We start from the raw sequence: 26,025 nt of genomic DNA, 5'->3' as shown, positions 1-26,025 counted from the left end.
AAACTATAAAGGTATAGGGATAGCTGATTCAAGAGGAGGCTGAGCGACAGTGAAAAGTTTACAAAGCTGGGTTGAGCAGCAAGGGCTTAGCATCGATTCTGAAGAGAGCCTCTCTGGTGGCTGTATTGCTGCGGCTAAACGAGTGCTGCTGAGTGATGGTCAGCAGCTCTTCGTAAAGTCTGTTAATCACGCAAACGAAAGAATGTTCAAGGCTGAAGCGGCGGGGCTACAGGCTTTATCTGCTTGTTCAGAGCTATCCACACCCAAGGTTATCCGGTTTGATCGGGATGGATTGATTTTGGAGTTTATTGAGCAATCCCCCAAGTCAAAAGACTTTGATCAAGCCCTAGGGCGGCAGTTGGCTTACTTGCACCAGATGTCTGTTCCTTCCTTTGGTTTTACTCAAAACACTTTTTGTGGCCCAACCGAACAGCCTAATTCGCAGCTCAAAGATGGCTTTGAGTTTTATGCTGAACACCGTTTCGGATATTTGGCGCGTCTCTGCTATGACCGTGGGTTGATTGATAAAGAGATCAACAAAGGCATTGAATCGATCAATAAACGCTTAAAACAATTAGTGCCAGAGCAGAATCCCGCTTTATTACATGGCGATCTATGGTCCGGGAATGTGATTGCTAATAGTCAGGGTAAGCCAGTGTTAATAGATCCAGCGGTCTATTGGGGGTGGCCTGAGGTCGACCTTGCGATGACAGATCTCTTTGGCGGTTTTAGCTCGGACTTGTATAGCGCCTATCAGGAAGTAGTACCGCTGCAGTCTGGGTGGAAAGAGCGATTTTCTTTGTACAACTTATGGCATTTGTTAAACCACCTGCTGTTGTTTGGAGAAAGCTATAGAGCTGATGTGATGGGTGTTGTAGCAAAATTTAGGTAGTGGACTAAACGTATTTTTGCAGCCTTGATTAATGCTATAGTTGCAGCACATTTCTTGATTAAACTTTCTTGCAAGAGACTTGTATGACGAATAAAGGCGACCTAACGGCTGAACGCCGTGAATATCTGGCGCAGCCTCTGCGGCGTGGCGATCTGATCAAAGATCCTGTTGCACAGTTTGCCAAGTGGATGGATGATGCGCTGGAGGTATCTCCAGATGATGCGACGTCGATGACATTGGCCACAGCTTCTAAAGATGGGATGCCTGCTGCAAGGATCGTGTTGCTGAAGCATTTTGATGAACAGGGCTTTGCTTGGTATACCGATTACCGTAGTCAAAAAGGGGATGACCTATCTGAAAATCCTCAAGCCGAAATCATGTTTTATTGGTATGGCTTAGAGCGTCAGGTGCGTATTCGTGGTCAGGTTGAAAAATTGAGCCCTGAACAGGGTAAGCAATATTTCAACGCGCGTCCCTTAGGTAGCCGTTTGAGTGCAGCTGCCTCTTGCCAGAGCCACCCTGTAGAAAACCGTGAAGCTCTGGAACAAGCGGTGCAGGAGCTTGCTGATCAATACCCAGAAGGCGATATTCCTCATCCACCTGAATGGGGCGGTTATATTCTCAAGCCTACACGTTTTGAGTTTTGGCAGGGACGAGAGAGCCGTTTACATGATCGCTTCCAGTTCAATTTAGTTGATAAAGAGTGGCAGATTGAGAGGTTGCAGCCATGAGCCAAGAAACAGAGCAAACCTTAGTTAGCGTAGAACCTCAAGGCGAAGCTAAAGCCTGTGTTATCTGGTTGCATGGTCTCGGCGCTGATGGTTTTGATTTCCAGCCTATTGTTCCTTACCTACGCCTTCCAGAAAACCTAAATGTGAGGTTCCTATTTCCTCATGCTGAGGTTATGCCTGTTACCGTCAATGGTGGCATGGAGATGCGTGCTTGGTATGACATTTTAGAGATGAATATTGACCGTAAGGTTGATAAAGCATCATTGCTTAAATCCAGTCAGCGAATTGCTAACTTGGTGAATGAACAGATTGCTCAGGGTATCCCAGCGGATAAAATCCTGCTGGTGGGGTTCTCTCAAGGTGGTGCCGTTGCTTATCAGACAGCGTTAACCTTCGCCGAACCTTTGGCAGGGTTGGTTGCATTGTCTACTTACATGGCAACAGAAGAGGAGATAGAAGCGTCTCGCACTGATGCCAACAATGAACTGGCTATTTGGGTTGCTCACGGTACGGTGGATCAGGTTGTACCTGTGCAGTTAGGTGAGCAAGCTTATGCCAACCTAGAAAATATGAATTATCAGCCGAGTTGGAATGCGTATCCAATCGGTCATGAAGTTGCGATAGAAGAGATAGAAGCTTTAGGTCGCTGGATGTCGCAAAGACTAGCGGTTTAATCGGAGAGATAAATGAAAGTAGAAAACAACAAGGTAGTGTCTTTTCACTACGCGCTAAAAAACAATGCCGGTGACGTGTTGGATGATTCTCGTGATAGAGAAGCGCTTCCGTATCTACATGGTCATAAAAACATTGTGCCTGGCCTAGAAGCTGCGTTAGAAGGCCGTGAAGCTGGGGATAAGTTTGAAGTTACTCTATCACCTGAGCAGGGTTATGGTCAGCGTGATGAAGCTAAGGTGCAGTTAATCAGTCGTGAATCTTTTGCAGGCTTTGATCAGTTGGAAGTCGGCATGGTTTGTCAGATGGAAGATGATAAAGGTGAGATGCAGCTAGTTGGCATTACAAACATTGATGCTGATGAAGTTACAGTGGATGCGAACCATCCTTTTGCTGGGCTTGAATTGAACTATGCTGTTGAAGTAATCGAAGTGCGGGAGGCGACAGAAGACGAGCTGTCTGCCGGCCGTGTAGAGCTTTAAGGGTCAGCTTCGATTAAGGCATAGCTAATTATGCTTAATGGTTTGCTGTACTCCACTCCCGCATTCTAAGGAGATAAAAGATGCGTTTGTTACTTGCTTTGTTAATTCCTTGGCTACAGTTTTTTACCATCGGTCGCCCAGGCGCTGGAATTATCTGTCTAATTTTACAGATCACCTTAGTGGGTTGGATCCCCGCAGCTATCTGGTCCGTGTACGCTTTGAGCCAATATCAGACCGACAAAAAGATTAAAGATGCATTAGATAAATAACGTGTAATGCATTTCACAGTAAAAGCCGTTTCAGTTTGAAGCGGTTTTTTTATGCCTGTTACTTAACCTTTTCCTGCCACTCAAGATCGCCGATCTGAACTTTTAACCATTCAAACCCAATACGCTTTGCTACCGCAGCAGCGCCATCAAGACTCTTAAACTCACGTTCTGATTTAGATCGTTGCAGATCTAGCGTGATGATTTCGTCCTGTTTTGTCACAAATTTTAAAGTCCATCCGCGCGCCATAGAGATAGGAATCGCTTGGCAAGAATCAAATACGCCTGCTTTAAAAAGTAACTTCACTTCCTTTTCTTGCATCTTCATTTCCTCATTAATGAAACTTCTTTTATCTATATTGATATAGTCTATATTAAATAAGGATTAATCGCAAATTATTTGCGGTATTTTTTGATATGTAACTCATTGAAATAAAAGGAAAAAATAAATAATTTCAAAATGTTAGTTTAGGTAAAGAGGCTAGGCGTAAGTGATTGATTTTTAAGGAATAAAATTTGAGGTGGAAGGTGAGAGTTTTTACAGAGTATCGGGATTTTATTGATTGATATTAATAGTTAAGACGTCAAAATTATCTTTTGATTTGTTGTTATATGTTTTATGACGAAATTATTAAGTTTTTTGTTGTTAACTTATTGTTTTTAAAGGGGTGTTCTTGATGAGGGCAAAAAAAGGGCAGGTACGATGACCTGCCTTATTTTTGGAGCGGACTGAGGGTTATGGCTTTCTTATTTGAGCTTCTACTAAGTCTAGAACTGCATTCATATTAGCGACGGCTTCATCGCTGGCTAAGGTTAATGGGGCAAGTTTAAATGTATCCAGAAAATCGATCATAAAAGGTTCTGAATTCATTTTTTTGAGTTGCTCGGCGGTCCAGGCAACTGTTTTATAAGGCATGACGCTTACCTCCTGAACAGTTATAGGTGACTCTGGCTTGTGAGTCCTAGCGGAGCCATATGCATTTTTTATTATTCCGGCACTACCGGAGCTCCCTTAATGCTGGGGCTCGCCATTTAAGTTATGGTTCAGTTCGTAGGCTTTTTCAAATGGAATTGTTACAAACGTAAAATTTTTCATATTCGCTAATGATCATTTCTTGAGCTAAATCAATAACCCCTAATCTCTAAAGGGTTAATCTAGTCACCAGTAAATACGAGCAATACGAAAAATTTTGTGAGGGTGTCGTAATGGTTGATGTATATAGCATGGAAGTTCTGGTTCCTAGTCTGGCAATGATTGTTGGTATGACTGTCGCAATGGTTTGGGGATGTTTCAAAGTTCGCGACCTAATTAACGAAGACCAGAAAAAGCAAAGTTAATTTGGCTGCTGAGGTTGTTTGTCACCTTCCTCAAAGTTGTCAGCTTTTATCTTGCTAAAAAAGATCACTTCGGTGGTCTTTTTTATTGCCTGAAATAAATTCAGTTTGTTTCATTTTTGTCCGACCTCTCAGTATTACACCTTCGGCTAAACCCTGTTTAATGTCTGGTTATTTTGTGTACACTCTATCTTTACGCTATATGCGCAAAAGATTTATAAGAAGATAGAGAGATAAAACAGATAATAAATAAGAGAAAGGAGCTTTGGCTGTACTTAGGTTTATTTTCCTGAGTTAGCTTCGTGAATTCTCTGGGGCGATCCAAACAAAACTGCTTATGGCGATGGATAAAATATAAATCGTCATTGTGGTTATAAGAAGAGTGGATTTTGCCTTGATAAGAATAAAAAGGAGATGGATCGTGATTGAAACGAGAGAACCTGGATTTTATAAAGTTCGTTATGGCAAACGTTGGATAGCTGCGTTTTGGTGTGGTGAGCTTTGGGGCTTGCCTGATGAACTGAAGCCAGGCGAAGAAGGTTGGGAAGCTGTTCTTGACACAGAACCTGACGAAATAGGTGAATATATACCTATGCCTATGAGCCTTCAGGCCTAATATAGCTCTGCGAATAAAATGTTATAGTAAATGCAGAAGCACGGTTATCTGTGCTTCTGCCTGAAATTGCTCGAAGAAGCTAATTTAGAAAAGAAACTTGCCACCACTAGCAATAACCACTGTTGCTAAACCTAAAGTCAAATTGATCGCTACTACCTTTCGGATCTTATTTAACTGTGCACCGGCATCGGGCCATCGGTTTTCTTTAACTGCAATACTCAATTTTTTGTATGGGCTGAAGTACAGATGTCCGAATATTGCCATCATGGTATAGCCGGTCAGTAGCATCATGTGGACATGCATACCAACACTTTTAAAACTACCATAGATTGCAATCATGCTATGCCCACTAATGATCAAAATTAGAATTGCAGCCCATACCCAAGTAAAAAACCGAGCAAATACTTGCTGCCAAAGTGCCAACCGAGCAGGAGGTTCGAGTTGCTGAGCTGCTACTGGACGTAAACAAACATAGGCGAAAAACATTCCGCCGACCCAAATAGCTGCAGCTAAAATATGAAGGGATAATGCAATAGACACAGGCGTCCTCACTGCGGGAATTACTTCCCTGAATTTTAAATAAGATTAACGTTTAATCGCTTTTAAAATGACAAACTTCTTATTGTTAGCGACAGTTTCACAATTTTTAAAAATCTTTTTGAGTGCTACATGGTAGCCAAGATGACGATTTCCTATCACCCATAACTCACCGCCCGATCTTAAGACTTTATGAGACTCTCGGAACATCTGTTGAGCAATAAAGTCTCCGACCACATTTTGCTGGTGGAAAGGAGGATTGTTTAACACTAAATCACAACTATTCTTCTGAATACCGGCTAGGCAATCGGTTGCCTGAAAAGTTGCGTTTCGACTGTTGCCAAAGGCTTCTTTAAAATTTTCCTTGGCAGAGGCGACTGCCATAAACGATTCATCTACAAAGTGAACAGTTGCAGACGGATTCTTCTCTGCAGCAATTAAACCTACAACCCCATTTCCACAGCCAAGATCGATTATATCTTCGAATGTATCTGTATCAGGCAGATGTTGTAGGAAAAAGCGGGTGCCTATATCCAAGCTATCACGGGAAAATACGCCAGCATGGTTGATGATCTTATGCTGCGTGTTCTCCAAAATATAAGAGGATGGGTAAGGGGATTCTGGTTGAGGCTGATTTAGATCGATCTCTGGGAAAATCAGTCTTGCTTTCTTTTTCGCTAACGAGGTCTTCGTTGCGCCTAAATATTTTTCGAACAGTTTTAGCGTAGAGGTATGAATTGATTTCACCATACCGCCGCCGATAACTTTGGTATCAGCTGTTAATAAAGGGCGTAGCCGGATGAGTTGGTCTTCCAGCATCGCTAAGCTTTTTGGAATCTTAACCAGCACTAGATCAAATGTTTCGGTGGGATAATCCAAACTGTTACAAAGAGAAACGGCGTTTGGATCAACCTCGTTATCTGCAGCATTATTTTTAATACCTGCATGGGCTAACCACGAATCGCTTATTACTGTTGGATTGTGATTATTTAACGCAACCGATAAGCCGCCAAATTGATCGTTAATAATCAAAATTCGTTTTGGGTTTGCAAGCAGCTCTTCCTGATCAATCTGATTTAACAGGTACTCATCAGCAGCATCCCACGCACGTAGCTGTTCATTTTTACGATGAGGATAACGAGATAGAGAAAATTGACCGAAAGGGGTTTCGAAAATATTCATACGGGCCCAAAACTGATTCGAAAATTACAGGCCGCAGTTTATCACAAGGGATGATTTAGAACGTAGCGTTGATGGGGCGTTTAGAATTGAAAGAAACCCAGGTAAACATACCTGGGTTTAAGAATTTTAAGTAGGCTCTTACTTAGTGAAAGCTAGGTTAAAGCTAACAGGTACTGCAAAAGAGATAGAAGGTAGTTTTGCAATTTCTTTAAGTGCTGTAACACCAGAATCTAGAGCAAAATCTGCAGCATTGATTGTGATTGGCTGAGTTGTGCTTACCAACACTTTGTTTTCAGCTAGCTTAATGACATTTACTTGAGCAGTAATCTCTTTTTCAACACCGTGAAGGTTCAATGTCCCAGTTAAAGTTTGTGGCTGGATAGAACCTACAGCTTGTTTCTCGATTTGCTTTACATCAACTTGCGTAGTGAAATTTGCCTGAGCAAATTTACCCGTTTCGAACAGCATGTTTTGCATACGTTCGTCACGGATCTCGATACCTGTTGTCACAGAAGCAAGGTCCAGTGTTAGTGTTGCTTCACCTGCAGCATCAATGCCGCCACTAATTTGTTTAAAGCTGTGGTTTTCTAGCACTTTAGCTTTTTTGATAGAGGAGAAACTAAAGTCAGAATCTTTTTGGCTTAGCGTCCAGTCAGCTGATGCAACAGTACTGAAAAGAGCGAGTGATGCGATGGCTACTAATTTTTTCATGGGTAAATATCCTTATTTTTTTGTAGTGATGGGTTTGGATTTTAAACAGTCGTTTACTTTTGTCTAGGCTGTAGTTGTTTTGGATTAAAGAAATATATTTATCTCTTTGTTATTAAAGGCTTATTGTTTTTGTTTCTTGCTGATTTTTATGGTTGATAGAAATTAAACTGTATATACCTAAGATATTCTTAAGATGTACGTTGGGGTGAGGGGATAATTGCTGTATTCTTGCAGTCAGTTGACGATTTAGAGTTGATACATGATGAAGTCAAAAAAGAAATCTAAGGCTAAAAAGAAAAATAGCCAATTAGTTATTCGCATTAACGATGTAGAGCGCGATGATTTTGTCGCCCTGTGTGAAGAGCTAGATACAAGTGCTGCACGTGAAGTCCGTCGTTTTATCCGCGGCTTTCTTGCTGAACATGAACAGGCAGAAGAGGAATAATCTTTTTTATAGAATGCTCTTTGCCTACCAGTAAAACGTCCAATGTTTCTAATTGGTTACTTGCCGTTACCTCGCGCTTAATTTAGTTAAGTCATTTCAGTTCTTACTAATCAGTATTAAGATGAAGACCTCCTCCCAACTTTACTAAAGGAGAATGTGAATGTTTGGGTTTGAAATTACTGCCGCAGTAGTGGTTGTTCTTGCATTAATTTTTATCTTTTCCGGGGTTAAAATGGTGCCCCAAGGGTATAACTGGACAACAGAACGATTTGGGCGATTTACCAAAACTCTGACACCCGGTTTGAATCTTATTATTCCTTTTGTTGATCAGATTGGCGCTAAGCAAAACATGATGGAGCAGGTACTGGATGTACCGCCTCAAGAAGTGATCAGTTCTGATAACGCGCAAGTAACTACCGATGCTGTATGTTTCTATCAGGTATTGGATGCAGCTAAAGCGAGTTACGAAGTTAACGATCTATATCGTGCCATGCAGAATTTGGTAATGACCAATATCCGTGCAGTTTTAGGTTCGATGGAACTGGACGAGATGTTGTCCAATCGTGACAACATCAATAGTCAACTGTTAAGCAAAGTTGATGAAGCGACAGATCCATGGGGCGTTAAAGTTACCCGTGTTGAAATTCGTGATATTTCTCCTCCAGCCGACCTTGTTGAAGCGATGGCCAATCAAATGAAAGCTGAACGAGAAAAGCGAGCAGCCGTTTTGACTGCTGAAGGCGAAAGAGCTGCGGCAATTAAAGTTGCTGAAGGTGAAAAACAGGCGGCCATTTTAACGGCTGAGGGGGAAAAAGAGGCAGCTTTTAGGGAAGCCGAATCCCGAGAGCGTTTAGCGATGGCGGAAGCGCGTGCTACTAAAGTGGTTTCGGAAGCGATTGCTCAAGGTAACCCACAAGCGCTGAACTATTTTGTCGCTCAAAAATATACTGAAGCTCTGCAAAATATTGGCGCAGGCGAAAATGCTAAAGTCGTGATGATGCCTCTAGAAGCAAGCAGTGTTATTGGCTCTGTTGCTGGCATAAGCGAGCTGTTAAAAGAAACTAAGATAGGTTCTTAAATGTTAGAGCTACTCGAATCAATTACTTACTGGCATTGGATTATTCTGGCGTTGGTACTTCTAGGCGGTGAAGCCCTAGGCGCTGCAGGATTTATGATCGGTGTGTCTTTATCTGCTTTTGCTGTAGCTGCCCTGATGGCGATAGGTGCTCTAAATGATTGGCAGCATCAATTCCTATTGTTTGCGTTATTCTCCGTTATTGCTTCGGTTATTTTCTGGAAGTTCTTCCGTAGCCAAAACAATGATGATGAAGCAGGCATGATCAATGATCGAGCGGCTCAATTGATTGGACGAAAACTGACATTAGTCGATGACGTTGAAAATGGTTTAGGTCGAATTCAGATCGGCGATACTTTTTGGAAGGTTGCTGCAGAAGATGATTTGGAAGCGGGAATCAAAGTGGAAGTTTATGCCAGCGAAGGCATGACGCTACTGATCCGTAAATTGTAATTGATGCCCAGCGGGGCTGGCCTAGTCTGGCCCCGTTTACTTATGACTGCACTTAAATATATTAATCACTACCCTGAGTCTCTAAAGCAACAGGCTTTAGCCATGTTGCAAGATGAAACCTTGGGGCCTCTTCTTCAGAAAAAATATTCAGATTCACATTCGGTGCAAAGTAACAAAGCGCTGTACGAATATACGATGGATCTGAAAAATCGCTATATGCGAAAATCGGCGCCAGTCAGTAAAGTTCAATATAGCGATAAAGTGGCTGCGATGAATGCATTAGGCACCCATAGTCGTGTATCTCGTGTTCAGGGCAATAAGCTGAAATCTAAAAAAGAGATTCTGATTGATACTCGATTCAAACAATTACCCGAAGCCTTTTTGCGGATGATTGTTGTCCACGAATTAGCACATCTGAAAGAGTTGGATCATAACAAAGCGTTCTATCAGTTGTGTCAGCATATGGAAGCTGATTACTACCGATTAGAGTTAGACCTCAGGCTCTATCTTACTTGGCAAGAATATTCGGTTTGACGTTTTTTGCCGTAAGTTTGCATGCTCTAGCGCGCTCATCAGCTGCGCGCTATCTTCTTATTTATTTTCAGAATTATTTCGTTCGCTCAAAAAGTTAAACAAAATTGTAGGCGCAATTTAGATTTTTTGTCCTATGCTTTAGGCAGTGCCCTTATATTTGGTCAGGGAAAATGCCAAAAGTTATTGTTGCTACGTTCATCAGTTTTTTTCTTCTCGGCTGTAATAGCTTGCCGGAGAAACTTCAGATTGCGGATAAAGTTGAACTGCTCCCGTTTGATGAAGTCGGTGATATGGATTTGGAACCCACCAATGTCCAAGCGCTTTGGGGAGGCGTGATCGCCAATACGGCCAATTTTACTGATCGCACACAAATAGAGATTATTTATTTTCCACTTAATGATCAGGGGCGCCCTCAAATCAATCAAGAAAGTCTGGGGCGATTTCGTATCTATGTAGGTGATTTTATAGACCCATTTGTTTATCGACCTGGACGCATGGTGACTGTGTTAGGCACACTTGGTTTACGCGAAAAAGGATACGTTGGTCACTACCCATACGATTACACGGTACTACACTCTTTAGAACTTCATTTGTGGACGGATAAACGGCCGCTTCCAATGCCTCCGCAAATTGAACAATATCTTCAGTCTCCACCGACTTTTAGCTATCAATAACCTTCCAATTAGTAGACCTTCTAAACCCTTATTTGGGTGGCTTTTTATACTTTGGCACTGAAATTATTTTAGAACTTAAAATTCAGATGCTTTCCGCTTTCACTCTCGGTAATATTGCGCCTTCAAACGGGGTGGGGCGTTATTGTGGACGATAAATTGTGGATTTATATTGCGAGTGGAGCAGCCGTTTTTGTACTGCTTTTAGTCGTGATTATTCGTGCAAAAAAATCTAAAGTGCCAGATGCCTCTCTTTCGCATACAGAACGTATGTTTACCTCAGTCTTAGAAAAAGCTGTCGGTGGTCAGTATCAGGTTCATTGCAAAGTTCCTATGCCTGAGGTTTTGCAAGCTTTGCCCGAGCAGTCAGATCGTGCAAAAAGTAAAGCTTTAAAACCGATCCGAAATCGTCAGTTCGATTATATTGTTTGTGATGCATCGACCAATTCAGTTATTTGTGCTGTTGAATTAGATGATCATGCCTTCGATAAAAAGCGTTTTAAAAAACAAGATCTTTTTTTAGAAGATATCTGCCAAGATGTGAATCTACCTCTTCTTAGAGTTGCTCCACAAAATGGCTATAACTTGGTAGAAATTATTGAGCGCTTTGAGCGTACGATCTCTTCAGCACTCACGACAGGTGCTGTTGGGCAACAAGCAAAACATAGACTCTCTGTGGTTGAGCAATATCTACCAAGTTAAGTATCAATAGTGGCTCAGCTCGTAGAGCTCTTCAGGCGCGCAACTTATTTCGCCATGGGCTTTGTTTTTCATTAATTGCTGGAACTCTTGTCTGTTTAGGTGCACAAGATTTCGGTGATCTCCGCCCTCAATGTAAAGGTCAGCTCCTTCAGCTAGTTTGTCGTCCCATACCACATCTATACCGTAGGCTTGGCCTATAGCGGGTATAGCACCGGCTTCACAATCTCCAAATATACGTTTGATCTCTGCTTCTTTCGCTAGAACAGCTGGTGAACCGGTAATCGCGGCGAGTTGAGGTAGCATAACTTTGTTCATGGCTGGCACAGCAGCAATGGTGAATTTCTTATCTTGTTGAATAACGACAGCTTTTACCATCTGGGTTACGGGTATCGCAGCGCGGTGAGCGGAATCTAAAGCGGATACAGTGTAGTCATGCTCCAAAGTGTCATAGTTGCAAGCTTGGTTATCTAGATAGCTACAGAGTGTGGCTGAAACAGACATATATACCTCCCATTTGAGATTGTGCTTTATCAGTTTAGACGCCAGTGATGGTAACGCTATAGGAAATTGCATTTTTGAATGAGCTGAAATAAACTCCATTCGTAAATGTAATTGATTACCATTTAATCGGATAGTAACTATGGCTGACGGTGTTGCTTCAACGGCGAAGATTCTAATTATTGAAGATGATCGCACGTTAAATAATCAGATCACCTCGCTCCTGGAAGAGCAGGGTTACGAAACGGATCAACGTTTTGAAGGGCGTCAGGGATTGGTTTCCGCATTAAGTAAAACCTATGACCTCATCTTGTTGGATGTGCTTTTACCGGGATTGGATGGTTTTTCATTACTCAGTAAATTGAGGCAAAAGCGCGAAACTCCCGTGATGATGCTGACTGCATGTGGTGCTGAAGAGGAACGTATCACAGGCTACAGCAATGGGGCGGATGATTACCTAGCTAAGCCTTTTAATATCACTGAACTCTTATTACGTATAGAAGCCATTCTGCGTCGTACGCGATATTTGGTAGAAAGCCAAATCGAACAGGATGTGATTAAAACCCCTTTCTTCCAATTAGACCGAAAGCAGAATCGTGTTCATCGTGATGATCTAGAAGTCGTCCTCACCCCTATCGAATTTAAAGTGTTATGGGCATTGGTAAAACAAAGTGGTGAAGTGCTGAGTAAACCACACCTTTACCAGTCTGTACTTAACAAAGAATACAGTCGCTACGACCGTAGTTTAGATATGCATGTGAGTCGAATTAGACGCAAACTGTCGCAACAAAGTATTGATGTCTCAGCTTTAGAAACGGTACATGGTGAAGGGTACTGCTTTAAATGAAACGGCGTTTATTTTGGAAGCTGTTCGCCATTCTGGTTGCGGGCACAGTCGCTTTGTACGGAGCGATCGATTGGCTCGCAAATCATACTGAACAACGGATGAGCTTAATCGCCGAAAAGCACCAACTAGAGATGAAGTCTTGGGCAACGGAAGCCGAGGCTATTTATAAAGCAGGTGAAATGCAGTTACTTGATCAATGGATCGAGGATCTGGAAATGCGCGAGGATACTTGGGTTGCGATTGCTGGATCTGATTTGACCTTGCTGGCCGGTAACTACATGGATGATTATTACACCGGTAGCTTGCGTTTAGGCCGAAATGTCGAATACATGATTCATCTCTACTATGCCTATAACCCGATTATGGAACTCCCATTTGTTGATGGTCACACACACTTTTTGGTCCGGTTACCACAACGTATGAGGCCGGGTGGTTTTTTAAAGCCTGCTCAATTGTTGTTACAGATCGCTCTGCCTTTTGTGGTTTTAGCATTGGTGTGTTTGATGTTATATCGACACTTGGTAACGCCAATTCAGAAACTTGAAAAAGCGACTAGGCAGTTCAACGAAGGGAATTATGATGCTCGCGTGAGTCAATCTCTGGGAGCGCGTAATGATGAGTTGGCTTCGTTAGCCCGAACTTTCGATACCATGGCGGAACATACAGGGGGATTAATTGTTACTCAAAGACAGTTAATTGCTGACCTTTCCCATGAACTGCGTACACCCATTACACGTATCGAAATGGCGCTTAGTAGTATCAGTGAAAAGAACTGCCCTGCAAATATCGAGCGTATTCAGCGTGAAGTCGCGCAGATGCGTGAAATGACAGAAGATGCTTTGACGCTTGCTTGGATGGATACCGAGAAGCCTCAGATTAAAGGCGAATATCTTGATCTTGTGGACCTACTAGATAGCATTATCGATGATGCCCGTTTCGAATATCCCGATCGCAATCTCGTCAGTAGTATGCCCGAGAGTGCACCACTTGATTCCTCTAGTCACCGAATTCTTGGACAATCGATCGAGAATGTTATTCGCAATGCTCTACGTTATACACCTCAGGGTGGAGAAGTCAGTATTCAACTGAGTATTCAGGATGATGAGTACTTACTTACAATCTATGATCAGGGACCGGGTGTTCCTGAAGAGTCGCTGGAAAAAATCTTTCAGCCATTCTATCGAGTTGAAAAGTCGCGAGGTGCTGACTCGGGCGGATTTGGGCTTGGGTTAGCATTAGCTAAAAGGCAGGTAGAAGCGGTGTCAGGCTCAATTAAAGCGTCCAATTTGGCCAACGGTGGTTTACAGATAAGAATAACATTACCGGTATAAAGGGGAGTTGGATAAGATAAATTCAACTCGCTTTGTTTCTTATTTAGCTGATCATGTGGAGGGGATCTTAGTTTTCTCTGAACTCCTGATTCCTCCATACAGAACCTGATTTTCCTCCCTCTAGACATGTGTAGATTACGTAAGATTTCAGGGAGTAATTCCTTTGTCTACTAGAGCGATAAACTTACCGATCTTGAAATATTTCACCAGAGAACCCTCTCAGTAAGTAACAAATGTAAACGTTGTGACAATTATTTTACAGTTATTGATAATAACTCGTAATTGTAAATGGTTATTATTTGTTGCATTGGTGACGCTCTAAATTGAGTAGTGATTGCCCTCAACTGGTTTTTAACTGAAGCACAACTCATGTGTTCAAGTGACTTATTTGTAAGTCCGTTTCAAACCGAAGAGTGGCTAACGAAAAAGTTAGAGATGATCGATAGGTTTTCTGATTCCCTTCTGGAAGGTCATGACTCCCTTATGGATTGCAGTGCAAAATTTTGGCTATGTTCACTCTCAACTTTAGTTTCATAAGTTTAATGTAGGTAGGAATTACATGATTTCGCAGAAAAACAAAAGACGCGCTTCATTGTCTTTACTGATTGGTTATGCAGTATCCAGCCAAATTGCTGCTGCTCAAGAAGACTCGGAGAAGAGTTACGAGCGCTTGGACAAAATTAAAGTTGAGGGCGTCGCTTCGGACGTTGGTGAAAATCGAATTGGTCTGGAGGAACTTAAGCGTCTGAATCCTAACGACCTACAGGATCTCTTTAGAAATACACCAAGTGTACAAGTTGGTAGCTCAATATCTGCGTCACAAAAGGTATATGTTCACGGCATTGAAGAGACGAATTTAGCTGTGACAATCGATGGCGCACGTCAAAATAACAAACTATTTCACCATTCAGGTACTAACATAATCGATCCTGAATTGTTAAAAGCGGTAAGTGTTGATGCCGGTGTTGCACCTGCAGACGCAGGTCCAGGCGCATTGGGCGGTTCCCTTGCTTATGAGACCAAAGATGTTTCCGATTTATTGGAAGATGGCGATAATTTTGGTGGATCTGTTGGCCTCGAATTCAATACAAACGGCGATACATTTGATCGTAACATCTCGTTATATGGTCGTTCAGGTGGTTTTGAAGTGCTCGGTTATGCCAAAAAGGCAAGCGGCAATGACTTTGAAGACGGCAATAATGATGTAGTTGTGGGCTCGGAGTCAGCGTTAAAAACGGGTCTAATTAAAATCGGTTATCTGCATGAAAGTGGTTACCGTACAAAACTATCGTACGAAGCTGTTGAAGATGACGGTAATCGTCCAGGAAGGGCAAATTTCAATAACGGTGCTTTGTCAGAAAACAACAACCTAGATCGTAAAACGCTAGTGTTCTCTGTCAAAGATGACACACCTGAAGGCTTAATAAATCCTTATATTAAAGTAGCTCGGTCAGAGACGAAATTGGATTGGATTCCAACGGGTGCTCCGTACACAACTTTTGGTGAATACGAAAGTTTGAATGGCGTTATTGCCAATACTTTTGTACTGGGAACAGGGACGGTCGATGCTGGTGTAGATTTCTATGATGATACTAGTAAAGGTATTTTCCCTGGTTGGGCGACTTTTGAGGAAGAAGCACAAAATGTAGGTGTGTTTGCTCAGGCGCGATTGACTCCGACAGAGCGTAGCCGCATATCTTTTGGTGCACGTTTTGATGATCATGAAATCAAAGGGATAGACGGATCTGTGCACGATAGTGACGGTGTATCCGGTAATATTTCTGGTGAGTATGATGTCACATCATTTGTTACTGTTAGTGCTGGTTACTCTCATGTATTTGGTGGGGTACAGCTGATGGAACCATACATTGGTAACCCTAACTGGGATTACTCTGGTGGTTTTAAAGAATCTGAAGCAGATAACAGCTATGTTGGCCTTAGCGTCAATGGCGAGGCTCTAAATGCGTCATTATCCGGTTTAACCGTTGGTGTTAAGCTCTTTAATACTGAGATTGATGATATTCGTGATGAGGAGTTCGGAGCAGGCCCTAATGTTTACAGTGATGTGAAAACGGACGGTTTCGAATTAACAGGCCGTTATGAATGGCAGTCTGGATCTGCGCGTTTAACCTATGTTGACATCGATACGGAAATTAATGGTATTGAAGGATCTACATCTTCATATTATATCGGAACTGCTATAGGCCGATCACTGAAAGTTGATTTTGTTCAGTCTATTGATAGTGCTAATACAACCTTGGGCGCTGACGTTCAGCATTACTTCTCGATGGATGGACATGATGGTACCAATACCGTGCCAGGAGCCTTTCCTAGCTACACTGTTGCAAATTCATTTGTTGAATATGCCCCTCAGGCAATCAATAACCTAACGTTGCGTGCATCTATTAATAACATGTTTGATGAGGATTATTCAGATCGTGCATCCTATGGACATGAATTCGGATCAGATACTACTTTGAATGAACCAGGGCGTTCGTTTGTGTTAGGTGCCAAATTTAAGTTCTGATGAATAGATGTCAATGCGGGGCGGCCCTTTAGGACGCCTACTGAGTACTGTTTTACGCTTCTAGGACTTATGTCCATCCCTTCTAAGGAAACGTAATCAGACCTCACCAACTTCGGTTGGTGGGGTTTTTTCTTATTAGTTACTTTCCTAAAGCCAACCACAAACCTACCAAAACCATAAGGCTTCCGGCTATTCGATTCATAAGGCGAACGTTGTTCCGTTCCATCAATAGGTGCCTCAATAGCTTACCTCCACTGGCATAAATTAATAGGCAGATAAACTCGAGTAGTAGAATCAGAGCAACCAGCATAGTTAATTGCGGTGCCATAGGTAATTTGGCATCAATGAAGGGAGGTAAAAGAGTGACAAAAAATGCCCAACCTTTCGGGTTAGCTACAGCTGTTAGAAAGCCATTGGTCGCTAACTGCAAACCTGACATTTCTTGTTTTTGATCGCCGGGTTCGGTGATTACTAATTTGCCACGAGAGCAAAACATCTCATAGCCAAGCCAGCATAAATAAGCTCCGCCACCCCATTTGAGAATTGTGAAAGCTTCAGGGTAGTTCAGCATAATAGCGGCAACCCCTAAAGCTGCAGACGTGGCGACTAGACCAACCCCAATTAACTCTCCCCACATCATATGCAGACTGCGTTTTATGCCAATTGAGATTCCTAAACTCAACGCTAAGGTCATACACATTCCCGGTGTAATTGAGACAATAAAGAAGGTGGGGATGAACAGGGATAAAAGAGTGAAGGACATTGTTAAGAAAACTCATAATCACGGATGGAGTTAATATAGCGACAACTTTATATAGAGCAAAACCCATTTCCAAAAAATTAATTTTTATAGTGTAAAAAACAACCAGTTTTTTACACCCCCGTAGTGATTGGCTTTGAGAGGGATACGCAGAATTAACTCACAGTTTTATCCACAGCTTGCGTGGATGGAATTTTTTACTGTTAGGGCTTGACTGGCTGATTTTTATACAGGCTTTTTGAGCAAGAAAAAATTTTACAAAAATGTTGATATTACCGATCGATTTGATCCTTCTCCTACAAGGTTGAAATATAGCCAATTCCCTACAGGCTAATGATCATGGGCTTTATGGAGGATGTCCATAATTAGTTAACAGGCTTATCCACAGTTTATGGGGAGAAGCTCGAAATGGATTGTTTCAACGATAATCGCTCCATTTTTGAAAGTTTGTTCACAAGAGTATTAGGTGTGTTATGTAAGTACCTACTCTCTTTTTGCCCTTTGTAGCTCAAGGTTATCCAAAGGCTGAAAAGCTAGACATTGGTTGTTCTTTTCTAGAAATATACGAGTTTCACTTGAGGTTTATCTGTATAGAAAGGCGGTGCTTATCAAGGGCGTTAAAAAGTGTTATTTTTGCGCGCCCTTGTTCTGAAGAAGTAAGATCGAAAGCATGATTGCTGGTTTTGATTACGGTAGTTCAAATTGCGCCATGGGCGTTCTGCAAGCAGATAATAGTGTGCAGTTATTGTCACTTTATGAGCAGCAGAAATACGTACCTTCTACTCTATATGCGCTATCTCGCGAATTAATCTGCGAGGGGGTGGCGCGTCAAATTAGTAATCCTAAAATTCGCGATACTTACCTTAAAGAGCGAAGCCTTCAATTGAGACAGGCTTCAGCGTCTCGTTTATCTCTTGGAGTTTTATCCGACGAGCAGACACTGTTTATCGGTGAGGAAGCGATAGAACAATATATCGATCTGCCAGAAGAGGGCTATTTTGTTAAATCGCCAAAATCCTTTTTAGGCGCGAGTGGCTTACAAACACAGCATTTGGCATTTTTTGAAGATGTCGTCACAGCCATGATGTTCCAGATAAAGCAGGCGGCTGAAAAATCACTGGGGGACTCTATTACCCAAACCGTAATTGGTCGTCCGGTTAACTTCCAAGGTAGTGGAGGGGAAGAGGCTAATCAGCAAGCTTGTCGTATATTAAAGTGCGCTGCTGCAAGGGCTGGTTTTGTAGATGTTGAGCTTCTGTATGAACCTTTAGCGGCCGGAATTGATTTTGAATCGGGTTTAGAGCAAGACAAAGTTGTTTTAGTCGTCGATGTCGGGGGTGGTACGAGTGACTGTTCCATTGTGAAAATGGGCCCGAGCTATCGCGACAAGCCAGAACGTTCAGCTGACTTTCTTGGCCATAGTGGTGCTAGGGTAGGGGGGAATGACCTTGATATTCACTTGGCTTACTATGGGTTAACGTCAGTCCTAGGCATGGGAGGGAAATTGAAAAATGGGCTACCTATTCCCACTCAGTCCTACTGGAATGCCGTATCTGTAAATGACATACCCTCCCAGGTCGAATTTAATAGCTTGGCTTCAGTCGAAATAATGGAGCAAATGCAGCGTGATGCAGCGGAGCCTGAAAAAGTGGCGCGCTTAATTCAGCTGCAAGAGCAGAAGCAAAGCTATCAGTTAGTGCGCAGTGCCGAGCTAGCGAAGATCTCTTTGTCTGATCAGGAACAAGTTATTTCGGATCTAAGCTACCTTGATAAGGAATTGTCGCAGCCAATCAGTCGTGAGGTATATGAGTTGGCAATAGAGCGTCCGGTAGCGAAGATAGTGGATCTGATGAGTGAAGTGATTAAACAAGCCAGCTGCACACCTGAACTAGTTTATGTGACTGGCGGTACGACAAAATCGCCTGCTGTCCGGCAGGCAATTGCATCTTTATTGGGTGATATAGACGTTGTCGACGGCGATCATTTTGGTAGCGTGACAGCTGGGCTAACACGCTGGGCTGAAAAGCTGTATCGCTAAGCCAATGCGCTAAAGCATGATGGCTGTGGTTTATTCTGTGGTGTGTGCAATACCCAGTAATAAACCACCTTCTTGCCAGAGAGTAACAGCCGTTCCTTGGTTGTTAATAATATTCTTAGTATCAACCTGTTCAAGGGTTAGGCCTTCTGGATATTCCGCTTGGTAAAATGTGTAGATCTGATTATTTTCAATATTTCGCACTTTCAACTGAGCAGCAATTTCGCCATTAATTGAACAGTAACTACCACCGATCAACTGCCACATATCTTTTCCAAGTTTGCTTGATGAAATCAGTTTAAAGCTTAGCTGGGTTAGCTGTTGCCCAAGTTCCTCTATAGAAGATGTGTATACAGAAATTTCGCTTGGTTGTTCATGATGGTCCGCAATTTCATTCACAATTCTCGGGCCTGATATAGGCATAGGCATCAAACTGATAATCATAAAAATGCAGGCTAAAGCCAATGTCGGAACCATTAACTTAGGCCGCCTAAACCAAGTTTTACATTGATCTAACCAGCTGATTTCGGCTTTCGGAGTTTCAACATTTATATCCGATTGGTTGCTAAGCTCTTCTTGCATAGACAGAAGCTGAGCTAACCTGTCTTCACTCAATGACTGATCTTGGTAGTGTGCTTTAAGAGCTGATTTTAAGTTTTTAGGTGCGGTTGATTTCATTGCATCGCCTCCTTTGGAACCCATTGCTCTTCGGTTAGTTCTTGTTGGACTCGTTTTTTCAATCGGTGCATTTTCGACAGCAGAGTTCCTCTGGGTATGCCCTGAATCTCTGCTATTTCTGTCATGCTGTACTCTTCTATGGCCCATAGATAGAGCAGTTCGCTCTCTTCAGCGCTTAGTAACTTTAACAATTGTTCTACATCGCGTTGTTGGATATACAGGTTTTCTAAAGAATCCGATGATGCCTGATTTATCTTCTCTACGGCTTCAGGTAAATCGGCTAAAGAGAGTAGTTTGTTATCTCCGCGACATTGATCGATAAAAGCGTTACGAATGCTGCGTTTTATATAGGCTTCAGGTTCCTTTATGTGAGCGGCGTTACTGCGTAGAAATTTTTCCACACATTGCTGTAGCAGGTCGTATGCCTGATCCTCATTACGAGTGAGGGATAAAGCATAGCGATAAAGCTGATTGAGCCTATTTTTGTCTAGCATTTATAAATCGTACCGTGGCTGCCCCTGATCTAAGGGCAGCCTATTCAGATAAGTATTGGCTAAGCCATTTGGAACATTAATTATCTGAAGAGTTTCATTCGGTAACGGTTTTTTTAACCTCTGAGTGAATTTGCAAAGAATGTTTAACGCGCATGATTAGATCGTTAAACGCAAAACGTTCACCACCGCCGAAACGGATCAAAACAATGCCAGCAGCAAGGAAAGCAAATTCACGTTTGAAGCTATTTAGGTTAGCAATTAGGCTCTTATCAAAATTAAGCTTGTAGGCCATATACCAGAGCATTATCGCTACGGTTGCAGCTCCCGCTGCTCTCACCAAAAGTGATGGTGCAAATAGAATAATAAGACCTGCTAACAACAGTAATGGTTGCCAAGTAGCAAAGGTAGGCACTTTTGCGAAAGCACCGAAACTGCCGCTGACTAAAAACATAATGCCAATCGAGAGGCGGAGCAGTAAACCGAGGGCATCCCAACTGATGCTGTAATCATGTTGTCGCTGTAATAGATCGAGACTGTAACGACCTGGACCCAGATTAAAAAGGACAAACATCATGCCGGAAAGTGCGATATCTCTAATCTGCACAAACATAGCTGGGGATGTATATGTTTTCACGGAAATTTCAGTATCAGGCACGGTCATCACGGGGAGTGAGAACACAAAGCTCCACAGCAGGAAGGCATAAACCAATGCCAGTGGTCTCACCATAAAACCAACAACTAATGCGACCCCAGATACGAGTTCAAAAGCTGAAAGTGAAGTTAAGAACAGAGAAGGTGTTAATAGCTCACCTAAAAAACCAGTAAACAGATACTGTTGAAAAAGCTCATTGATATAGCCTGTTGATCCCATGTAATTCGAAACGATAGCATCATGCTTAGCGCTGGAAAGTAGCTGGCTGAGTTTAGATACGCCGCCAATAATAAAAAGAATGCCGAGACCTAAACGTAAATATAAAGCGGCTTCGTCGTAGTTTCTTTGTCGATTGTGAGTAAGGGTATTGTTCATCTATAAATGCCTTGCAGATAAAAAGTGCCCCGTTGAGCGTTTCCAAGCTGAGCAACAAAACTGGGGTGCAATCATGTTATTGGCTTTGAAGTGACAGGTGCTCTTGGGGCGTTAAGGTGTAGCTGCCTTTAAAGACGAATCAGTAGGCATTTTGATTGCACGATTTTGAAAAATAATTATGAGAAATATGTAAAAAAGGGTGGGTTTTCTGAATTAAGATATTGATTTAATGGGTAATAGCTGAAAGCTTAACACACAAGATCAAAAAACAAACAAACCGCTACAAGCCTTTGTTTATAGGCTTTGTAGAGGTTGTCCAAAATTAATATACACGCTTATCCACAGAAAACTGGGGTAAGTTTTATTTCAATTAGATGGGCTTATTCAGCCGCGAATGGAGATATTAATTTAAGGGCATTCCCTTCAAAATCTTCTTCGCGTAGCTGTTGTAGGGCTTGATCAAACTCTTTTTTACGTAGTGCCCAGCGAGAATTTGAAGAGAGTCCGACAAACAGATCGACCCTATTCCCAGGTTTATACACGGCTTTATCTATTTGTGGGGTTAAGCCACGTGACGCGAGTTCATAATCAGCTTGGCAATCCGTACCGATAAAACTATCAATTCTGCCTTCTAGTAATAGATTGGGCAGCACAGCTTCTTGAGTCACACTTTTTTTATAGATATCCGTATCCTGATCAAATTCAGTGTAATAAGCGGAGCCACCGACCATTCCTATGGTCATTGCATGCATATCTCTGTGTTTACTGATGCGGCGTGATTTACCATGAGGAAGATAGAGTTGAGTGCTACAACTGTAGTAGTGAGGATAAGCATAAGTAATGTATTCAGCTCTTTCTTCACGCCATGCTAAACCGCTCATCGCGTCGATCTGACCATTCTTCATCATTCGTAAGCAGCGTTTCCATGGACAGCGTAAGTAGTGGACCTTAAAGCCCATTCGCTTAGAAAGCTTTTTCCATAATTCGTGGTCAATACCAGACACTGTTTCAGGCGTCACGAAGCGGAAGGGCGGCCAAGAGTCAGCGCCAACAACTAATGTCTCGACCTCAGCTTTTGCGGTATTAAAGCAAAGTAGAGCCGTCAGCATGAGTGTGTAAATTAAGGGGCGTTGTAGCAACGGAATAACCTCAGAACGGCAGCGGCAAAACACTTTCATCACTTCACTATAGTCAAAAAAAATTGTATGGCGGTGAATGAATAGCTACTTGTTTGTCGACAGGTGTTGATCTTATGAACAGCTGGCGGCACACTAGGGCAAAAGGAATTTAACAATTTAAGTGTTCAAAGGAATGAGCATGAAAACCAGACCTATCCAATCCGTTGATGATTGTTTATCTTGCTGCATAGCTGGGTTGCGCACGCCGCCGTCTTATCGGGAGGCGGGTTGAGATGCTAACGAGCCTCCACTTTCAAGATATCCTCGGTGTTATCGTTTTAACTGCATTAGTGAGCTATCTCTTTTTTGATGGCTTCTTGAATCTGACCTGCAAAGGCTTTTATACCCGCTTATTCTTTCACGCCAATAACACTGCGCTGATGTCGTTATTGGTCACACTAGGTTCCGCCGATCTATTCAGATTGGTTGTTACTGAGCCGATGGTTGTACTGGGGTTTTACTTACTTTTACTCTCTGTATTACCCATTTTTATCGCTATTGTTTATGCCTTTACTTTAGAGCCGGCGTCACTGCATCTGCTTTATGATCGATGCCGACAAGAGATTAAGTATCTCAACTGGAGCGTGAAGCTGGAGATGGTGATTATTCTGTCAACGACGCTATGTTTGGCATCTGGTTTATCCCAGATAGCACCGCTTCGGGAATGGTTTGGATATTTTAGCCCCGGGCACATGTTAGTAACTTACCTTGGGTTATTGGGGGTATTTGCTTTTGTAGTGCAGGCCTTTTTCAATCAAGTGATGTTGATTGTTCGTTCTACCCTAGCGGTAAGTTTTTTCTACCCGGTTATCCACGTGATGTCTTTGTAGATATCTGGTTAGTTGTAGCAAAGGATTAAAAAAGCCCTTTTTGAATTTAACAAAAAGGGCTTTTTGGGCTGATAGAAATGTAGGGTTGAGGACGGTTAAGCGCCGCTAGCTTTAAGTGCGATAACGGTCAGCTCCTCGATCATCTCGATCTCTTGTAACATTGGATAAAGTACCGTTTCTTCACATATTTCACCGTGAAGATTGGGTGGCATAAAGAGATCTTTGGGACGATGAAGCAGCATGACACACTGATTACCAAACAGACTCATCTCTGTTCCTGCAACGTCCAGCTTATCACTAAACCTTTTGTAATTTTCTAAGAAGTCCGGTGTCAGGATCTGTTTAGCATGCTCTTCATTTTCAGCATAAATATGAAAACCCTTGCCAAAGGGGTTGTTGTCTAAAGTGATACGCTGATCTTTATCCATAGGTTTCTGCTGGAAAAAGCTTAGTACCTTCCCCCAATTTGCTTGCAGTATCACACGAGAAGGGAAGGTGTGTGGAAGCGCCATATTTAGGATCACCCCTTTAAATTCGGTGCTCTTCCTTCTATTTCCTTTGGCATCAGTTTTCATTCGGTTTAATTGGCACTCCACCATTTCCACCGTTACAGCCCCAATCTCAGTGCGGAGGTAGTCCTCTTGTATGGTCAATTCTTCTTGATGGGGTGGCAGTATGCGGCTATCTCGGACTGAGTCCAGCGGTATGATTCCATGACGCTCATAGTGAAATCCGTCTAGATGATCGAGGATTTTTGGCAGTAAATTTTCAGCAAAATGGTGATTGAAGTCTTGTTTGAATTTAGCCGCTTTAAACCCTGAAATCAGCAGCGGGATGATCGCTAAGAAGAGGCCTCCCCCAATAAATACCACAATAGAAATGACTGCACAGGCTAGGGACGCGATAAAACCTATTAGCAAACGACGGTCACAGGCTTTTTTGGCTTTTTCTCGCTCTCTAAGCAGCTCAGCCCATTCAGGAGCGCAGGCCAGCTTTAACGCTTCGAACTGTTCTGGAGCAACATCAAACTTCAATTGCGCAGGCTTTTTACGAAAAATTCGGTAGACGATAAAATCAACGATCGTATCGAGAAATGCGTCAGTTGCTGTATCGAGCCGTTTTTGACGGCCATTGGGTTGGTAAGATGGAGCGTTCACAAATACCCTACTAATAATTAAACAAATTTAGAGGCCTGAGCATAACAATGCTTTTTATCGATTAAAACTGACTAGGTGTGTGGGGATATAACCTAGCCAGAATTGTATTTATTTTCTAATTTTGGATTAGGAGCAAGAATTGGTCGATTGAGATTTTATCTCTAGTCTTGCTTGTTTTATGACGCTGATACCTGAGCTGGTGGCTAATAGCCCCATGATGGCGGCTACTAACAGATCAGGCCATGCTTGGCCGCTACCTAAAACGCCTACAGCAGCGATCATCACTGCAACATTACCAATGGCATCATTACGACTACACAGCCATACAGAGCGCATATCAGCATCGCCACTGCGGAATGTATAAAGCATAATGGCCACCGTTACATTCGCTATTAATGCTAGCAAGCCAATAATGCCCATAGTTACAGGTTCGGGTGTCTGACCATTGAAGGCATCCCACAACACTTTGAGTAAAACGGCTATACCAAACAGGAGCATGGTTGACCCTTTTATCAATGCTGCTCGGGATCGCCATAACATGCCCATAGATAGCACGGACAGTGAGATAACATAGTTGGCTGAGTCGCCAAGAAAGTCGATCGCATCAGCAAGGAGTGATGCTGATGAAGCATTAAAGCCAGCGATGATCTCGATAATAAACATGCTGGCATTAATCAATAGGGCGATCCAGAGGGCTTTTCGAAAGCGCCCATCTTCTAATGCACTTTTAGCGTGGTTAGCATTGCAGCAACTGCCGGCCATTGTTTTTTCCTCAAAACGACATCGTAAAAAAGAGTTCTAAGGTAATTAAAAAGCCTGTAGCAGCTATAGGGTCAAGAAAGTCTCGTGATCGCAGTTTTAATGGCCGTGTAGACCGCTAATATGCGTGTCAGTGTCTGGTTCAGTATGGGGTTTATCGGAGGAGAGTCCTTCAAGAATTCCGCAGTGTTCGATATCACTCTCAGTCTCACAACGTTGGCGCAAACTGCGTAGATCTTGTTCTAAAGATGCGAGTGCTTGGATACGTTTTACAACGTGCTCAATATGGCTATCGACTAGATCGTTAATATCATGGCAGCTTTCAGACGGTTGGTCCTTTAGGGCCAGCAAAGTACGTATTTCATGAAGGCTCATATCTAAACTGCGGCAGTTGCGTATAAACAGAATGCGACTTAGATGTTGCTCGTTGTAGATCCGATAGTTACCTTCAGAACGATAGGGAGCTGGAATTAAGCCCTCTTTCTCCCAGTAGCGAATGGTTTCTATCTGGCACTCTGTGCGTTTTGCTAATTGGCCGATTTTCATAAACATATCCTCAAACCCTAAAGTAATTATAGGCTTGATCGGTTGGGTAGTGAA

General features: G+C 42.5%; 32 protein-coding genes. 18 read left to right on the top strand and 14 right to left on the bottom strand.

The window, feature by feature from the left end; genetic code table 11:
* Positions 1-49: 49 nt before the first annotated feature.
* The 5 genes from ACMXYV_RS14715 to ACMXYV_RS14695 all read left to right on the top strand — a co-directional run bounded on the left by ACMXYV_RS14715 (position 50) and on the right by ACMXYV_RS14695 (position 3,046).
* Entirely contained in the window at positions 50-892 is an 843-nt protein-coding gene (locus ACMXYV_RS14715) for a fructosamine kinase family protein (protein ID WP_415889212.1), read from the top strand.
* 83 nt (positions 893-975) lie between these two features.
* The gene (gene pdxH, locus ACMXYV_RS14710) at positions 976-1,623 is read left to right on the top strand and encodes a pyridoxamine 5'-phosphate oxidase (protein WP_415889211.1); all 648 of its coding nucleotides are present in this window, start codon (positions 976-978) and stop codon (positions 1,621-1,623) included.
* Entirely contained in the window at positions 1,620-2,297 is a 678-nt protein-coding gene (locus ACMXYV_RS14705; protein ID WP_415889210.1) for an alpha/beta hydrolase, read from the top strand. Before pdxH ends, ACMXYV_RS14705 begins: the two co-directional genes overlap by 4 nt.
* Before the next feature lie 12 nt (positions 2,298-2,309).
* Positions 2,310-2,777 (top strand): FKBP-type peptidyl-prolyl cis-trans isomerase, encoded by a 468-nt coding sequence (locus ACMXYV_RS14700; protein WP_415889209.1) that lies wholly within the window; start codon positions 2,310-2,312, stop codon positions 2,775-2,777.
* Between the two features lie 80 nt (positions 2,778-2,857).
* Positions 2,858-3,046 carry a YqaE/Pmp3 family membrane protein gene (locus tag ACMXYV_RS14695; protein WP_415889208.1) on the top strand — a complete coding sequence of 63 codons (189 nt, stop codon included), beginning with the start codon at positions 2,858-2,860 and terminating at the stop codon, positions 3,044-3,046.
* Positions 3,047-3,104: 58 nt separating this feature from the next.
* On the opposite strand, the gene ACMXYV_RS14690 is transcribed toward ACMXYV_RS14695, so the two are convergent.
* Both ACMXYV_RS14690 and ACMXYV_RS14685 read right to left on the bottom strand, forming a co-directional pair.
* Positions 3,105-3,365, bottom strand: a complete 261-nt coding sequence (locus tag ACMXYV_RS14690; RefSeq protein WP_415882326.1) for a hypothetical protein — start codon at positions 3,363-3,365, stop codon at positions 3,105-3,107.
* Positions 3,366-3,779: 414 nt separating this feature from the next.
* Entirely contained in the window at positions 3,780-3,959 is a 180-nt protein-coding gene (locus ACMXYV_RS14685) for a hypothetical protein (RefSeq protein WP_415882325.1), read from the bottom strand.
* 290 nt (positions 3,960-4,249) lie between these two features.
* On the opposite strand from ACMXYV_RS14685, the gene ACMXYV_RS14680 reads away from it, so the two are divergent.
* A complete protein-coding gene (locus tag ACMXYV_RS14680; protein ID WP_415889207.1) occupies positions 4,250-4,381 on the top strand; it encodes a hypothetical protein in 132 nt (43 codons plus the stop codon).
* Positions 4,382-4,799: 418 nt separating this feature from the next.
* Positions 4,800-4,994, top strand: a complete 195-nt coding sequence (locus ACMXYV_RS14675) for a hypothetical protein (protein ID WP_415889206.1) — start codon at positions 4,800-4,802, stop codon at positions 4,992-4,994.
* Between the two features lie 84 nt (positions 4,995-5,078).
* Here the strand turns inward: ACMXYV_RS14675 and ACMXYV_RS14670 are convergent, their stop codons facing one another.
* From ACMXYV_RS14670 to ACMXYV_RS14660, 3 genes are all read right to left on the bottom strand, one after another.
* Entirely contained in the window at positions 5,079-5,534 is a 456-nt protein-coding gene (locus ACMXYV_RS14670) for a DUF4149 domain-containing protein (RefSeq protein WP_415889205.1), read from the bottom strand.
* A gap of 45 nt (positions 5,535-5,579) precedes the next feature.
* Positions 5,580-6,713 carry a methyltransferase gene (locus ACMXYV_RS14665; RefSeq protein ID WP_415889204.1) on the bottom strand — a complete coding sequence of 378 codons (1,134 nt, stop codon included), beginning with the start codon at positions 6,711-6,713 and terminating at the stop codon, positions 5,580-5,582.
* A 138-nt stretch (positions 6,714-6,851) separates the two neighbouring features.
* Positions 6,852-7,424 (bottom strand): YceI family protein, encoded by a 573-nt coding sequence (locus ACMXYV_RS14660; protein WP_415889203.1) that lies wholly within the window; start codon positions 7,422-7,424, stop codon positions 6,852-6,854.
* 262 nt (positions 7,425-7,686) lie between these two features.
* On the opposite strand from ACMXYV_RS14660, the gene ACMXYV_RS14655 reads away from it, so the two are divergent.
* From ACMXYV_RS14655 to ACMXYV_RS14630, 6 genes are all read left to right on the top strand, one after another.
* Positions 7,687-7,869: a hypothetical protein gene (locus ACMXYV_RS14655; RefSeq protein ID WP_415884680.1), complete on the top strand. Its 183-nt coding sequence runs from the start codon at positions 7,687-7,689 to the stop codon at positions 7,867-7,869.
* A 160-nt stretch (positions 7,870-8,029) separates the two neighbouring features.
* Positions 8,030-8,947, top strand: a complete 918-nt coding sequence (locus tag ACMXYV_RS14650; protein WP_415889202.1) for an SPFH domain-containing protein — start codon at positions 8,030-8,032, stop codon at positions 8,945-8,947.
* Entirely contained in the window at positions 8,948-9,397 is a 450-nt protein-coding gene (locus ACMXYV_RS14645; protein ID WP_415889201.1) for an NfeD family protein, read from the top strand. It abuts the gene before it with no gap.
* A gap of 42 nt (positions 9,398-9,439) precedes the next feature.
* On the top strand, positions 9,440-9,931 hold the full coding sequence (locus ACMXYV_RS14640) for a YgjP-like metallopeptidase domain-containing protein (RefSeq protein WP_415889200.1): 492 nt from the start codon (positions 9,440-9,442) through the stop codon (positions 9,929-9,931).
* 170 nt (positions 9,932-10,101) lie between these two features.
* Positions 10,102-10,605, top strand: coding sequence for a Slp family lipoprotein (locus ACMXYV_RS14635; protein WP_415889199.1), 504 nt, complete (start codon positions 10,102-10,104; stop codon positions 10,603-10,605).
* Between the two features lie 144 nt (positions 10,606-10,749).
* Complete coding sequence (locus ACMXYV_RS14630; RefSeq protein WP_415889198.1) at positions 10,750-11,304, top strand: DUF2726 domain-containing protein; 555 nt, start codon at positions 10,750-10,752, stop codon at positions 11,302-11,304.
* A gap of 3 nt (positions 11,305-11,307) precedes the next feature.
* Here ACMXYV_RS14630 and ACMXYV_RS14625 read toward each other — a convergent pair whose 3' ends face one another.
* A complete protein-coding gene (locus ACMXYV_RS14625) occupies positions 11,308-11,805 on the bottom strand; it encodes an aminoacyl-tRNA deacylase (RefSeq protein WP_415889197.1) in 498 nt (165 codons plus the stop codon).
* 139 nt (positions 11,806-11,944) lie between these two features.
* Here ACMXYV_RS14625 and ACMXYV_RS14620 point away from each other — a divergent pair, with 139 nt between their 5' ends.
* From ACMXYV_RS14620 to ACMXYV_RS14610, 3 genes are all read left to right on the top strand, one after another.
* Positions 11,945-12,649, top strand: a complete 705-nt coding sequence (locus ACMXYV_RS14620; protein WP_415889196.1) for a response regulator transcription factor — start codon at positions 11,945-11,947, stop codon at positions 12,647-12,649.
* On the top strand, positions 12,646-13,980 hold the full coding sequence (locus tag ACMXYV_RS14615; protein WP_415889195.1) for a histidine kinase sensor domain-containing protein: 1,335 nt from the start codon (positions 12,646-12,648) through the stop codon (positions 13,978-13,980). The genes ACMXYV_RS14620 and ACMXYV_RS14615 overlap by 4 nt, the downstream gene beginning before the upstream one ends.
* A gap of 559 nt (positions 13,981-14,539) precedes the next feature.
* Positions 14,540-16,507, top strand: coding sequence for a TonB-dependent receptor domain-containing protein (locus ACMXYV_RS14610; protein ID WP_415889194.1), 1,968 nt, complete (start codon positions 14,540-14,542; stop codon positions 16,505-16,507).
* A gap of 139 nt (positions 16,508-16,646) precedes the next feature.
* On the opposite strand, the gene ACMXYV_RS14605 is transcribed toward ACMXYV_RS14610, so the two are convergent.
* Positions 16,647-17,270, bottom strand: coding sequence for a LysE family translocator (locus ACMXYV_RS14605; protein WP_415889193.1), 624 nt, complete (start codon positions 17,268-17,270; stop codon positions 16,647-16,649).
* Between the two features lie 667 nt (positions 17,271-17,937).
* Here ACMXYV_RS14605 and yegD point away from each other — a divergent pair.
* Positions 17,938-19,305 (top strand): molecular chaperone, encoded by a 1,368-nt coding sequence (yegD, locus tag ACMXYV_RS14600; RefSeq protein ID WP_415889192.1) that lies wholly within the window; start codon positions 17,938-17,940, stop codon positions 19,303-19,305.
* 30 nt (positions 19,306-19,335) lie between these two features.
* Here yegD and ACMXYV_RS14595 read toward each other — a convergent pair whose 3' ends face one another.
* The 4 genes from ACMXYV_RS14595 to ACMXYV_RS14580 all read right to left on the bottom strand — a co-directional run bounded on the left by ACMXYV_RS14595 (position 19,336) and on the right by ACMXYV_RS14580 (position 22,679).
* A complete protein-coding gene (locus ACMXYV_RS14595; protein ID WP_415889191.1) occupies positions 19,336-19,980 on the bottom strand; it encodes a hypothetical protein in 645 nt (214 codons plus the stop codon).
* Positions 19,977-20,474, bottom strand: coding sequence for an RNA polymerase sigma factor (locus ACMXYV_RS14590; protein WP_415889190.1), 498 nt, complete (start codon positions 20,472-20,474; stop codon positions 19,977-19,979). The genes ACMXYV_RS14595 and ACMXYV_RS14590 overlap by 4 nt, the downstream gene beginning before the upstream one ends.
* 94 nt (positions 20,475-20,568) lie before the next feature.
* Positions 20,569-21,501 carry a DoxX family protein gene (locus tag ACMXYV_RS14585; protein WP_415889189.1) on the bottom strand — a complete coding sequence of 311 codons (933 nt, stop codon included), beginning with the start codon at positions 21,499-21,501 and terminating at the stop codon, positions 20,569-20,571.
* A 380-nt stretch (positions 21,502-21,881) separates the two neighbouring features.
* The gene (locus ACMXYV_RS14580; RefSeq protein WP_415889188.1) at positions 21,882-22,679 is read right to left on the bottom strand and encodes a substrate-binding periplasmic protein; all 798 of its coding nucleotides are present in this window, start codon (positions 22,677-22,679) and stop codon (positions 21,882-21,884) included.
* A 233-nt stretch (positions 22,680-22,912) separates the two neighbouring features.
* On the opposite strand from ACMXYV_RS14580, the gene ACMXYV_RS14575 reads away from it, so the two are divergent.
* Complete coding sequence (locus ACMXYV_RS14575; protein ID WP_415889187.1) at positions 22,913-23,509, top strand: hypothetical protein; 597 nt, start codon at positions 22,913-22,915, stop codon at positions 23,507-23,509.
* A gap of 95 nt (positions 23,510-23,604) precedes the next feature.
* Here ACMXYV_RS14575 and ACMXYV_RS14570 read toward each other — a convergent pair whose 3' ends face one another.
* From ACMXYV_RS14570 to cadR, 3 genes are all read right to left on the bottom strand, one after another.
* Complete coding sequence (locus ACMXYV_RS14570) at positions 23,605-24,666, bottom strand: DUF3137 domain-containing protein (RefSeq protein WP_415889186.1); 1,062 nt, start codon at positions 24,664-24,666, stop codon at positions 23,605-23,607.
* A 126-nt stretch (positions 24,667-24,792) separates the two neighbouring features.
* Positions 24,793-25,428: a cation transporter gene (locus tag ACMXYV_RS14565; RefSeq protein ID WP_415889185.1), complete on the bottom strand. Its 636-nt coding sequence runs from the start codon at positions 25,426-25,428 to the stop codon at positions 24,793-24,795.
* A gap of 96 nt (positions 25,429-25,524) precedes the next feature.
* The gene (gene cadR / locus ACMXYV_RS14560) at positions 25,525-25,971 is read right to left on the bottom strand and encodes a Cd(II)/Pb(II)-responsive transcriptional regulator (RefSeq protein WP_415889184.1); all 447 of its coding nucleotides are present in this window, start codon (positions 25,969-25,971) and stop codon (positions 25,525-25,527) included.
* Positions 25,972-26,025 lie beyond the last annotated feature (54 nt).

It is taken from the genome of Neptuniibacter sp. SY11_33, assembly GCF_047778025.1.
Lineage (GTDB): Bacteria > Pseudomonadota > Gammaproteobacteria > Pseudomonadales > Balneatricaceae > Neptuniibacter.
This window is presented reverse-complemented; position numbering and strand designations above follow the sequence as displayed.